8 protein-coding genes are annotated in these 12,369 nt (G+C 74.9%); 6 read left to right on the top strand and 2 right to left on the bottom strand.

Features of this window, described 5'->3' with window-relative positions; all coding sequences use genetic code 11:
• The first annotated feature begins 578 nt into the window (after positions 1 to 578).
• Positions 579 to 4,190, top strand: a complete 3,612-nt coding sequence (gene mfd / locus ACQRUO_RS17855) for a transcription-repair coupling factor (protein ID WP_428316931.1) — start codon at positions 579 to 581, stop codon at positions 4,188 to 4,190.
• A gap of 158 nt (positions 4,191 to 4,348) precedes the next feature.
• On the opposite strand, the gene ACQRUO_RS17850 is transcribed toward mfd, so the two are convergent.
• Entirely contained in the window at positions 4,349 to 4,993 is a 645-nt protein-coding gene (locus ACQRUO_RS17850) for a DUF4352 domain-containing protein (RefSeq protein ID WP_428316930.1), read from the bottom strand.
• Positions 4,994 to 5,191: 198 nt separating this feature from the next.
• Here ACQRUO_RS17850 and ACQRUO_RS17845 point away from each other — a divergent pair, with 198 nt between their 5' ends.
• From ACQRUO_RS17845 to ACQRUO_RS17825, 5 genes are all read left to right on the top strand, one after another.
• Entirely contained in the window at positions 5,192 to 7,306 is a 2,115-nt protein-coding gene (locus ACQRUO_RS17845; RefSeq protein ID WP_428316929.1) for an N-6 DNA methylase, read from the top strand.
• Between the two features lie 142 nt (positions 7,307 to 7,448).
• Complete coding sequence (locus ACQRUO_RS17840; protein WP_428316928.1) at positions 7,449 to 8,144, top strand: hypothetical protein; 696 nt, start codon at positions 7,449 to 7,451, stop codon at positions 8,142 to 8,144.
• Entirely contained in the window at positions 8,141 to 9,880 is a 1,740-nt protein-coding gene (locus ACQRUO_RS17835) for a serine/threonine-protein kinase (protein WP_428316927.1), read from the top strand. Before ACQRUO_RS17840 ends, ACQRUO_RS17835 begins: the two co-directional genes overlap by 4 nt.
• 304 nt (positions 9,881 to 10,184) lie before the next feature.
• Positions 10,185 to 10,772 carry a hypothetical protein gene (locus ACQRUO_RS17830; RefSeq protein ID WP_428316926.1) on the top strand — a complete coding sequence of 196 codons (588 nt, stop codon included), beginning with the start codon at positions 10,185 to 10,187 and terminating at the stop codon, positions 10,770 to 10,772.
• A gap of 34 nt (positions 10,773 to 10,806) precedes the next feature.
• Positions 10,807 to 11,862 carry a MazG family protein gene (locus ACQRUO_RS17825; protein ID WP_428316925.1) on the top strand — a complete coding sequence of 352 codons (1,056 nt, stop codon included), beginning with the start codon at positions 10,807 to 10,809 and terminating at the stop codon, positions 11,860 to 11,862.
• Here ACQRUO_RS17825 and ACQRUO_RS17820 read toward each other — a convergent pair.
• On the bottom strand, positions 11,817 to 12,260 hold the full coding sequence (locus ACQRUO_RS17820) for an SDR family NAD(P)-dependent oxidoreductase (protein ID WP_428316924.1): 444 nt from the start codon (positions 12,258 to 12,260) through the stop codon (positions 11,817 to 11,819). The genes ACQRUO_RS17825 and ACQRUO_RS17820 overlap by 46 nt on opposite strands.
• Positions 12,261 to 12,369 lie beyond the last annotated feature (109 nt).

Below are 12,369 nucleotides of genomic sequence, written 5' to 3'. Positions count from 1 at the left end.
GGGGGGGGGGGGGGGGGGGGGGGGGGGGGGGGGGGGGGGGGGGGGGGGGGGGGGGGGGGGGGGGGGGGGGGGGGGGGGGGGGGGGGGGGGGGGGGGGGGGGGGGGGGGGGGGGGGGGGGGGAGAAATTGGGAACCTTTTGGGGTAGAACCCCACGACTCCCGACGATCGGGCGGGCGCCCCCACCCAGGGTCGCCCGGCCTGCACGCCCCGACCCCCATCGGAGCGCGTCGGCCCACCTCGCCATCCCCCACGGTTGGAGCGGCGGGCACGTGATCCATCCTGCGCGCCGTCCATGGATTTCCAGTGACCGGAGTATGTCCACTTCTTGACAATCGGCCACGGGTCGGAACGGCAGGTCACGGGTGGTGTGCGGCGGCCCGTCCCCGGTGCGGCATGTCCATGGCCGCGGCCGCGGAGCGCCGTGGGGCCGTCGCCCTCGCCGGCTGGGCCGCTCGGCGTACCCTGGGAGCCTGACCCGGCCCCTGCGTTCCGCGTGCCGGGCCCATCACGCTGCCCGGCGGCCGCAGGTCACGCCACCGGGCGCTCCGCCTGGATGCAACGGGACAGAAGAGACTTCATGAGCCTGACCGGTTTGCTCGACGTCGTGGCCCGCGACGCCGCCCTCGCCGAGGCGATCGAGGCGGCGGCGGGCGGCCACCGCCCCCATCTCGACCTGGTCGGTCCGCCCGCCGCCCGGCCCTTCGTGGTCGCCGCGCTGGCCCGCTCGCTGGCCGCGGGGGCCGGCGAGCGCGGTCGCCCGGTGCTCGCCGTGACGGCCACCGGTCGGGAGGCCGAGGACCTGGCCGCCAGCCTGCGCTCGCTGCTGCCGCCGGACGCGGTGGCCGAGTTCCCCGCCTGGGAGACGCTGCCGCACGAGCGGCTCTCGCCGCGCTCGGACACCGTCGGGCGGCGGCTCGCGGTGCTGCGCCGGATCGTCCACCCGCTGGCCGAGGACGTCACGGCCGGCCCGCTGCAGGTGGTGGTGGCGCCGGTCCGCTCGGTGCTGCAGCCGCAGGTCAAGGGGCTGGCGGAGCTGGAGCCGGTGGCGCTGAAGCACCGGGACACCGCGGACCTGGCCGAGATCGCCCGCCGGCTCTCCGCGGCCGCCTACGCCCGGGTCGAACTGGTCGAGAAGCGCGGCGAGTTCGCGGTCCGCGGCGGCATCCTGGACGTCTTCCCGCCGACCGAGGAACACCCGCTGCGGGTGGAGTTCTGGGGCGACGAGGTCGAGGAGATCCGTTACTTCAAGGTGGCCGACCAGCGGTCGCTGGAGATCGCCGAGCACGGGCTGTGGGCGCCGCCCTGCCGCGAACTGCTGCTCACCGATCAGGTCCGGGCCCGGGCCGCCGAGTTGGCCACCGGGCACCCCGAACTCGCCGAGATCCTGGGCCGGATCGCCGAGGGCATCGCGGTCGAGGGCATGGAGTCGCTGGCCCCGGTGCTGGTGGACGACATGGAGCTGCTGCTGGACGTGCTGCCGGCCGGCTCGGTGGCGGTGGTCTGCGACCCGGAGCGGGTCCGCACCCGGGCCGCCGACCTGGTGGCGACCAGCCAGGAGTTCCTGCACGCCTCCTGGGTGGCCGCGGCGGCCGGCGGCGAGCGGCCGATCGACGTCGAGCAGATCGACGTCTCCGCCGCCTCGCTGCGCTCGCTCGCCGAGGTGCGCGAGCACGCGGCCGAGATCGGTCTGTCCTGGTGGTCGGTCAGCCCGTTCGCCACCAGTGACTCGGACGTCAGCGCCATCCTGGAGTTCGACACCAACACGCTGACGCTGGGCATGCACGCGGTGGAGGCCTACCGCGGCGACACCGCGCGGGCGATCGCCGATGCCAAGGAGCGACTGGCCGCCGACTGGCGGGTGGTCATGGTGACCGAGGGTCAGGGTCCGGCCTCCCGGCTGGCCGAGGTGCTCGGCAACGAGGGCATCCCGGCCCGGCTGGTGCCCGAGCTGCTCGACGCGCCGACCCGGGACGTGGTCTACGTCAGCTGCGGCTCGATCGAGCACGGCTTCGTGGACGAGGCGCTCAAGCTCACCGTGATCACCGAGACCGACCTGTCCGGCCAGAAGTCCTCCACCAAGGACATGCGCCGGATGCCCTCCCGCCGGCGCAACGCGATCGACCCGCTGGCGCTGGCCGCCGGCGACTACGTGGTGCACGAGGCGCACGGCGTGGGCCGGTACGTCGAGATGGTGCAGCGCACCGTGCAGGGCGCCACCCGCGAGTACCTGGTGCTGGAGTACGCGCCGGCCAAGCGCGGCCACCCCGGCGACCGGCTCTTCGTGCCGACCGACCAGCTCGACCAGGTGACCAAGTACGTCGGCGGCGAGGCCCCGACGCTGCACCGGCTGGGCGGCGCGGACTGGGCGAAGACCAAGCAGCGGGCCAAGAAGGCGGTGAAGGAGATCGCCGCCGACCTGATCAAGCTCTACTCGGCCCGGATGGCGGCCCCCGGCCACACCTTCGGCCCGGACACCCCCTGGCAGCGCGAGCTGGAGGACGCCTTCCCCTACGCGGAGACGCCGGACCAGCTGACCACCATCGCCGAGGTCAAGGCGGACATGGAGAAGTCGGTCCCGATGGACCGGCTGATCTGCGGTGACGTCGGCTACGGCAAGACCGAGATCGCGGTCCGGGCGGCCTTCAAGGCGGTGCAGGACGGCAAGCAGGTGGCGGTGCTGGTGCCCACCACGCTGCTGGTGCAGCAGCACTTCTCCACCTTCGCCGAGCGGTACGCCAACTTCCCGGTGGTGGTGAAGGCGCTCTCCCGGTTCCAGACCGACAGCGAGGCCAAGGCGGTGCTGGAGGGGCTCTTCGAGGGCTCGGTGGACGTGGTGATCGGCACCCACCGGCTGTTCTCCTCGGAGACCCGGTTCAAGGACCTCGGCCTGGTGATCGTCGACGAGGAGCAGCGCTTCGGCGTCGAGCACAAGGAGCAGCTGAAGAAGCTGCGGGCCAACGTGGACGTGCTCACCATGTCCGCGACCCCGATCCCGCGCACCCTGGAGATGGCGGTCACCGGCATCCGCGAGATGTCCACCATCACCACCCCGCCGGAGGAGCGGCACCCGGTGCTGACCTTCGTCGGCCCCTACGACGAGAAGCAGATCTCCGCCGCGATCCGGCGCGAACTGCTCCGCGAGGGCCAGGTGTTCTACATCCACAACCGGGTCGAGTCGATCGACAAGGCGGCGGCCCGGCTGAAGGACCTGGTCCCGGAGGCGCGGGTCGCCACCGCGCACGGGCAGATGGGGGAGACCCAGCTGGAGAAGGTGGTGGTCGACTTCTGGGAGAAGGAGTTCGACGTGCTGGTCTCCACCACGATCGTCGAGTCCGGCATCGACATCTCCAACGCCAACACGCTGATCGTGGAGCGCGGCGACACCTTCGGCCTCTCCCAGCTGCACCAGCTGCGCGGCCGGGTCGGCCGCGGCCGGGAGCGCGGCTACGCCTACATGCTCTACCCGCCGGAGAAGCCGCTCACCGAGACCGCGCACGAGCGCCTGGCCACCATCGCCCAGCACACCGAGATGGGCGCGGGCATGTACGTCGCGATGAAGGACCTGGAGATCCGCGGCGCCGGCAACCTGCTCGGCGGCGAGCAGTCCGGGCACATCGCGGGCGTCGGCTTCGACCTCTACATGCGGATGGTCGGCGAGGCGGTGGCGGAGTTCCGCGAGTCGCTGGCGAGCGGCGGCGAGGTCGAGGAGGAGCCGCTGGAGGTGAAGATCGAGCTGCCGGTGGACGCCCACGTGCCGCACGACTACGCCCCCGGGGAGCGGCTGCGGCTGCAGGCCTACCGGTCGATCGCGGCGGTCAACTCCGAGGCGGACATCGAGCAGGTGCGGGCCGAGCTGACGGACCGTTACGGCAAGCTGCCGGACCCGGTGGAGAACCTGCTGCTGGTCGCGGCGCTGCGGCTGTACGCCCGGCGCTGCGGCGTCGCGGACATCACCTTGCAGGGCAACTTCGTCCGGTTCGGGCCGGTGGAGCTGCGCGAATCGCAGGAGCTGCGGCTGAACCGGCTCTACCCGCGCAGCCAGGTCAAGGGGACCACCTCGCAGCTGCTGGTGCCGCGGCCGACCACGGCGCGGATCGGCGGCAAGCCGGTGGTCGGGCGGGAGCTGCTCGCCTGGTGCGGGACCTTCCTGAGCACCATGTTCGAGGAGCTGGCGGCGGGGAAGAAGTAGGCGTTCTCGCAGGAGGCGAGGTGAGCGGCGGGCGGCCTTCGGGTCGTCCGCCGCTCTTCTTGGTGTGCGCGGCGCTTGGTGTGCGCGGCGCTTGCGTGGACCCGGTGCGGTGATCAGGTGTGCGGTGGCCCGGTGTGCGGTGGTCGGGTGCGCGGTGATCAGTTGAGGGTCCACTGGCCGGTCTGGTCGGCGAAGCCGCTGTCCAGGCCGAACTGCGCCTTGACGATCTTGGCGGTGGCGGGCACCTCGAAGGTGACCACGCCGAGCGCGCTGTCGCCGGGGGCCAGGTTGACCGGGGTGGCGAAGGCCTGCCCGGCGGTGGTGTCGGTGACCGCCTCCGCGCCGTAGGACTGGCCCTGGTCGTCGACCACCTTCGCGCCGTTCTCCGGCGCGTCGCTGTAGGCCGCGGTGCCCGTGTTCTTGAGCCGGAACTGCACCGCGATCCACCGCTTGCCGTCGGCGGGCTTGAGGTAGCCGTCGGTGCTCTGCACGTTGTCGGTCACCTTGACCACGGTCACGTCGTCGGACGCGCCCTTGTCCATGCCCTTGAGGCCGATGGTGTCGCCGACCTTGGCGGTGCTGGACGGCTTGCTGCTGTTGCTGCCGGCCGCGGGGCTGCCGGGGGTGCCCACGCCGGAGGTGGAGGCGGCGGCGGAGGTGGCGCCGGCGGCGGCCTTGGGCTTGGTGGTGACCGAGCTCCCGTTGTCCGGGCCGCAGGCGGTGGTGGCGAGGGCGAGCAGGGTGCCGCCGGCCAGCAGTGCGACGGAGGTGGAGCGGCGGCGGGCGGTGGCGGTGCTGCGCATGGCTGGTTCCTCGGTTCGGTCGATGGTCCGGGTGTCCCGGTCGGGGCGCCCCGTTCGGCGATGGCTCCATCAGAGCAGATGACTGTGAACGTCGTCAACAGTAAAATGGAGAAGTGCTCTGTTCACGCGTGAACATGGATCTCCGAGTCGGCTGGCTATGCTGGGTGATCACACGCCGTCGTCCAGCGAGGAGCCGCCATGCCGCCGAGCCCTGAGGTGACCGCCGTCGAGATCGCCCGGCTGGCCGGGGTCGGCCGGGCCGCCGTGAGCAACTGGCGCAAGCGGCACGCCGACTTCCCGCAGCCGGTGGGCGGCAGCGACAGCAGCCCGACCTTCGCGCTCACCCAGGTCGAGGAGTGGCTGCGGCGCCAGGGCAAGCTGGCCGAACTGCCGCTGGCGGAGCGGTGCCGCCGGCAACTGGACGCGCTGCGCGACCCGGCCGGCCACCCCGCGGCCCCGTTGCTGCCGGCCGGCGCCTTCCTGCTGCTGCTGCACCGGGCGCCCGAGCGCTGGGCGGAGCTGGCCGGTCAGTCCGACCCCAAGCTCGCCCTGGCGCTGCCGCGGGCGGTCGGCGAGGTGGTGCGGGCCGCACTCGGTGAGCAGGCCGGGGAGCTGGAGCTGCCGGCGCTGTACGGCAGCACGCAGCTGGAGCTCTGCCGGCTGCTGGCCGAGCTGGCTGCCGGGGAGTCGCCGGCCGGGGCCTACGAGGCGCTGCTGGCCGGTGCGCGGCAGGTGCACCAGCTGCCGGGTGAGGCGGCGGCGCTGCTGGTGGCCCTGGCGGGGGACGCGCTGTCGGGGGAGGGCGCTGCCGCGGGAGAGGACGGCGCGAAGGGGGAGGGCGGCGCGTTGCTCGACCCGAGCTGCGGGCTCGGGCAGCTGCTGCTCGCGGCGCCGGTCGCCGGCGTGCGGCACGGGCAGGAGCGGGACGCGGTGACGGCCGGCGCCGCGCTGCTCCGGCTCGCCCTGCGGACCCCGGCCGCGACACCGGGCCCGCTGCCGCTGCTGGTCCGCGGCGGGGACGCGCTGCGGGCCGACGGCCACCCGGGGCTGCTCGCCGACGCGGTGCTCTGCCGGCCGCCGTTCAACGAACGGGACTGGGGGCACGAGGAGTTGCGCTACGACCCGCGCTGGCTCTTCGGCCAGGCACCGCCCCGCGGCGAACCCGAACTCGCCTGGTTGCTGCACTGCCTGGCCCACACCCGCCCCGGCGGCCTGGCCGCACTGCTGCTGCCGCCCACCGTCGCCTCCCGCCGCTCCGGCCGCCGGCTGCGCGCCGAGCTGCTGCGCGCCGGTGCGCTGCGCGCGGTGGTCGCGCTGCCCGCGGGCGCCGCCCCGCCGCACGGCGTCCCGCTGCACCTGTGGCTGCTGCGCCGGCCCGACCCGCAGCAGCCGCCCGCCCGGCGGCTGCTGCTGCTCGACGCGACCGCCGAGCAGCCCGAGCAGTTCGACTGGCCGACCCTGCACCGGACCGTGCTGACCGGCTGGCAGGCCTTCGACCGGGGTGAGGCGGTGGACCGTCCGGGAGCGGCCCGGGTGGTCGACTCGATCGAGCTGCTGGACGACGACACCGACCTGGCCCCCGCCCGCCACCTGCCTCCGCCGCCCGCGCCGGGCGGAGCCACGGGCGTGGACCGGCTGCGCGGGCAACTGGCGGAGCTGCTCGGGCCGTTGGCAGAGCTGGATCGGGCACTGCCGGCGGTGACGGCGGCAGCGGCCGACCCGGGGGCCGGCCCGCTGCTGACCACGCTGGGGGAACTGGCGCGCGGCGGGGCGCTGGAGCTGTTCTCCTCCGGCACCGGCCCGGCCACCCGGCTGCCCGCCGAGGCCCCGGGAACCACCGCGGTGCTCACCGACCAGGACCTGGCGGCCGGGCGGGGGCCGAGCCTGGCACTGGCCGAGCCGGACCAGGCCGCGGTGCTGGCCCGCCCCGGCGACGTGCTGGTCCCGGTGCTGGGCGGCGGCACCGCACTGGTGGTGCGGGCCGGCGAGCCGGCGGACGGCGCGGCGCTCGGAGCACGGCTGCACCTGCTGCGGCCGGATCCGGCGCTGCTCGACCCCGAGTTCCTGGCCGGCCGGCTGCGCTCCACCGCCGCGGCCCGCACCGCCGCCACCCACGCCTCCACCACCGCTCGGCTGGACGTCCGCCGGGTGCAGCTGCCGCGGCTGCCGGTGGCGCAGCAGCGGGTGCTGGGCGAGGCGTTCCGCCGGGTCGCGGCCTTCGAGGCGGGGGTGCGGCAGGCGGCGGAGCTGGCACGGGAGTTGGCGCAGCAGCTGACCGACGGGCTGGCGGAGGGGGTGCTCGGGGTGGAGTGAGGGGTGGCGTGCGGGATACCGCCCGGGATGGGGCGGGGTCACGGGCCGGTAGCGGTGTGCGCAAGGCCGGGCGCGGGTGGGGGCGCGGGCGGTACCTTGGTGAAGATCATCGTCGGGGACCACGTCGCGGGGGCGGATACGCATGGCAGGCCAGTTTCCCGGGCAGTTCGGGCCGGCACCGGTGCCTCCGGCGGGTCCGGCGAAGGGGCCGTTCGGGATCGGCGGCAAGGTGCTGTTCTGCCTGATCGGGGTGGGCTCGATCGGGCTGCTCGGGTTCGTCCCGGCACTCGCGCTCGCCATCCGGCACCGCCGGCGGGCCGACGTGGCGGGGGCCGTGGTGTTCGCCGGGCTCTGGCTGCTGATGGTGGTCTGCGCGGCGGTGGCCGGGGCGAACCGGCAGGCCACGGTGCCCAACACCATCGGGATGGTCACCATGGTGGTGCTGATCCTGGCGGCGCCGACCCACTTCCTGCTGATGGACCGTCGCGGCCGGACCGCGGGTCAGGCGCCGCCGGGGTGGGGGGTGGCGGGGCCGAACCCGGAGGTCCTGCCGTACCCGCCGGCGAGGCAGCCGGCACCGCCGTACCAGTGGCTGGAGGTCACGCACCCGCAGTACGCGCAGCCGCAGTGGGCGCGTCCGGATCACGCGCAGCGGGGGTACGCGCAGCCGACCCCGCCGCCGCAGCCGGTCCTGTCCCCGCACCCGTCTCCGACCCCGCACCCGACCCCGGTCCCGCCGGTTGCCGAGCCGGCCGACCGACCCGTCCAGACGCCCACCGAGGAGCTCCGGCAGCTCGGTGAACTGCTGCGCCGGCAGGCCGAGGGCGGGCAGCAGTGAGTGCCGCCGCGGAACGGGTGATCGGCGGACGCTACCGGCTGGCGGAGAAGATCGGCCACGGCGGGATGGGCCAGGTCTGGGCCGGTTACGACGAGCGGCTCGACCGCCGGGTGGCGGTCAAGCTGCTGCGCACCGAGTCGCTGCTGGGCGGCCCGGGCAGCGGGGAGCCGGCCGACCGGGAGGACGAGCTGCGCCGGCGGTTCCTGCGCGAGTGCCGGATCACCGCGGGGCTGGACCACCCGGGACTGGTCACGGTCTTCGACGCCGGCGAGGACGCGGGCGAGCTCTACCTGGTGATGCAGCGGCTGCCCGGGGTCGGACTGGGCGACCTGATCGCCGAGGAGGGCCCGTTCCCGATCCCGTGGGCGGTCTCGGTGGCCGCGCAGATCTGTGCCGCGCTCTCGGTGGTGCACGCGGTGCCGGTGGTGCACCGCGACCTGAAGCCGAGCAACCTGATGGTCCGTCCGGACGGCCGGGTGGTGCTGCTGGACCTGGGCATCGCCACCGCGCTGGACGGCAGGCACACCCGGCTCACCATGACCGGCGTGCCGATCGGCAGCCCCTCCTACATGGCCCCCGAACAGGCGCTCTCGGGCGTGGTGGACGCCCGCACCGACCTCTACGCACTGGGCTGCCTGCTGCACGAGATGCTGGCCGGCGAGGAGCCGTTCCGGGCGCCCACCGCGCTCGGGGTGCTGCGCCGCCAGGTGGACGAGGCACCGGAGCCGTTGCGCCGGCGCCGGCCCGAGGTGCCGGCGGAGCTGGAGGTGCTGGTGCTGGACCTGCTGGCCAAACCACCGGCCGACCGCCCGGCCGACGCGCAGACGGTGTACCAGCGGCTCGGCCCGCTGCTGCCCGCGGCCCTGGCCGGGCCGTGCCCGCCGTACGGGCCGCAGCCGGACCCGACCACGCCGTTCCACTACCCGCACCGGCCGCTGCCGTGGAGCACGGTGGCGGGGGCGGGCGGTGGCACCGGTGCTGCTGCGGCGGTGCCGGCGGGGGCGGCGATGATCTTCCCCGCCGTCCAGGCCGGGCCCGCTGCGTCGGGGGTGGCCGGGGTGCCGGCGGTAGCCGCAGCGGCGGACGGCCCGGCTGCACCGGCCGACCTGGCCGCCGCCTGTGCCCAGGTCTCCGACCTGCTCGCCGAGCACCGCTACGCCGAGGTGATCGACCTGGCCGCCCGGCTGCTCCCGGTCGCCCGCGCCACGCACGGGGACGGCGCGCCGCTGGTCGGCACGCTGCGCACGATCTACGCCCGCACCCTGCTTCAGGAGGGCCAGTACCGGGCGGCGCTGCCGGAGTACCAACTGCTCGCCGCTGCGGCGACGGCCGCGGGCGGACCGCTCGACCCGCAGGCACTGGACCACCGCCGCAAGGCCGCCGCCTGCCTGGAACAACTCTGCCGCGCCCCCGAGGCGCTGGCCGAGTACCGCGCCCTGCTGGGCGACCACACCACCCGGTTGACCAGCGGCCAGGACACCGACCCGGCCCGCTGCTTCGACCTGCGCGAACGGATCGGCCTGCTGCTGGCGGGCGCCGGGGACGCCGAGGGCGCCTGGGAGTGGCTGCTCGCGCTGCTCTTCGACCGCGAACCGCTCCAGGGCCCGCACCACCCGGAGGTCCAGCGCCTGCGCAACCACCTGGACCGGCTGCAGCACCACCGCCGCACCGGCCTCCAGCCCCTGGACCCGCGCACCGGCAGCTGGCCCCGTCCGCAGCCGCCGGGCGGGCGGTAGCGGTTCCGGGTCAGCCCGACTCGGTGCTGATCACCATCGCCCGGCCACGAATTGATGATGAGTCAGGTGATCTGACCGTGCTCACTCATTCGGTGCAACATCTGGGCAACCCGCACCCCGCCTCTCTATCCTCGTGTCCCGTCAGGAGTCAGACGCCACCGCAGCCCCGCCCGGGAGGCCCCGCGTGATCCGCAGTTACTCCGTCCTCCGCTCCCGCCCCAGCCGGCCCGAGCTCCGGTCTGAGCTCAGGCCCGAGCTCCGGCCCCGCTCCCGAGGGCGGCGGCTGCTGCCGGCCGTCGGGGCGGTGCTGGTCGCCGCGGTGCTGGCCGGGTGCGGCAGCCAGCCGCCGCGGCCCGGGGCGGCGGCGCTGGTCGGCCACGACAAGATCAGCGAGGCGTCGGTGCAGGCCCGGGTGGCCGACTTCCGGGCCCAGGCGTCCCGGCTGCCGGGCAACGGGCCGTACCAGGACCCGGCCGGGTTGGTGTCGATGACCGTCAACGGGATGGTCTTCAGCGACCTGGTGGACCACGCGCTGGCCGACCACCAGCTGAGCGTCACGCCCGGTGAGGTGGCCCAGCTGCGGGCCGACGAGACCCAGGCGGCCGGCGGCGAGGACGCGCTGGAGCGGATGCTGCTGCTCAAGTACGCGGTGCCGGCGCAGGACATCGACGCCTACTTCCGCGAGCAGGTGGGCCTGCAGAAGCTGGCCGCGCTCGGCGGGCAGCAGGTGGCGACCATCGAGGGGAACCGGACGGTCAACCAGTTCCTCACCCAGGCCGCCACCGAGCTCAAGGTGACGGTGAACCCGCGCTACGGCCGCTGGGACGACCAGCAGTCGGTGCTGGACCAGCCGGGCGAGGACTGGCTGCCGCAGTCCGGGGCCGCCTCGTAAGTCCGGGGCGGCCTCCTCGCGGTAGGTTCGAGGGGTGGACACGGACACCCCGCAGAACGACGTCGCGAAGACGGCCGGCACCCCGAAGCTGACCCTGCTCACCACCACCCACCGGATCGCCCCCGGCCTGCTCAGCTGGCCGGCCTGGTCGGCGCTGCACGCCGCGCCGCTGGTGCTGGCCGCCGACCCGCAGCACCCGCAGCTGCCGGCGCTCGCGCAGGCCGGGGTGGTGGTCGAGCAGCTGCCCCGCAGCACCGCCCCCGCGCTGGCCCGCGCGCTCGTCGAGCGGGCCCCGGTGGTCTTCCTGGGCAGCCCGGACGGCGACCCGGGGCTGACCGACGCGCTGGCCCGGATCGCCGTCGAGGAGGCCGGCCGGGCGCCGGAGATCGAGCTGTTGCCCGGCTCCTACGACCTGCCCGGCGCCCGACTGCTCGACCTGGTCGCGGTGATGGACCGGCTGCGGTCGCCCGGCGGCTGCCCGTGGGACGCCGAGCAGACCCACGAGACGCTGGTGAAGTACCTGGTCGAGGAGGCCTACGAGCTGGTCGAGGCGATCGAGGAGGGGGACCGGCAGACCCTGCGCGAGGAGCTGGGCGACGTGCTGCTGCAGGTCTTCTTCCACTCCCGGATCGCCGAGGAGCACGCCGAGGACCCGTTCACCATCGACGAGGTGGCCGGAGAACTGGTCGAGAAGCTGATGTACCGGCACCCGCACGTCTTCGGCGACTCGGACGCGAACACCGCCGACCAGGTGGAGGCGAACTGGGAGGAGCTCAAGGCGGCCGAGAAGCAGCACCGGGAGTCGGTGCTGGACGGGGTGCCGGCCGGTCTGCCGGCGCTGGCCTACGCGGCCAAGCTGGTCTCCCGGGTGCGCCGGGCCACCGAGGAGCAGCGGCAGCGGCTGGCCGGGGTGCCGGACGCGCCGTACGCGTTGCCGGCCGAGCTGACCGAGGAGACGGTGGGCGCGCTGCTGCTGGCCGTGGTGCAGCGCGCGCACGACGCCAAGGTGGATCCGGACGCGGCGCTGCGGGCGGCCGCGCGGGGTTACCGGGACGCGGTGCGCTCGGCCGAGGGGCTGTCGGCCAGCTGAGTCGCCGCCGCCCGCTGGCGCGGGACGACCTCGCCGATCGCCTCGCCCAGCGGGTCCAGCAGCTCGGCCAGCCGGTCCAGCTGGCCAGGCAGCTCGGCCATGGTGACGATCCGCTCGCCGTCGGGGCCGGCCACGCAGAAGAGGTCGATCGGACCGAGGTGCTTCTCGGCGGTGACCACCAGGGCGGCGATGTCGCTGGGCTGGTGGACGTCGGAGCTGACCCCGATCACCGGGCAGCCGGGCCGGTCCAGGGCGGCGGCCAGGTCCTCGGCGACCCCGGGGTGCGGGTCGGCGACCAGCAGGCCGGCGGCGCCGGCCGCGGCGAACCGGCGGGCGGGCGCGTCGCCGTCACCGCCGTCGAGTACCGCGATGACCACGACTGCCCCGGCTACTCGCATGGCCTGCTCCTCCCTGAGGGACGCCGCCGCACCGGGCGCCCGCACACGTACCGGAGGATCGTAGGCTCTCCTGACCCTCCGCAACAGGGATTACCCGCCAGGTGACCAG

This window comes from Kitasatospora sp. LaBMicrA B282, assembly GCF_050325825.1.
Lineage (GTDB): Bacteria > Actinomycetota > Actinomycetes > Streptomycetales > Streptomycetaceae > Kitasatospora.
Note: the sequence above shows the minus strand (reverse complement) of the source record. Positions and strands in the feature narration are given on the sequence as shown.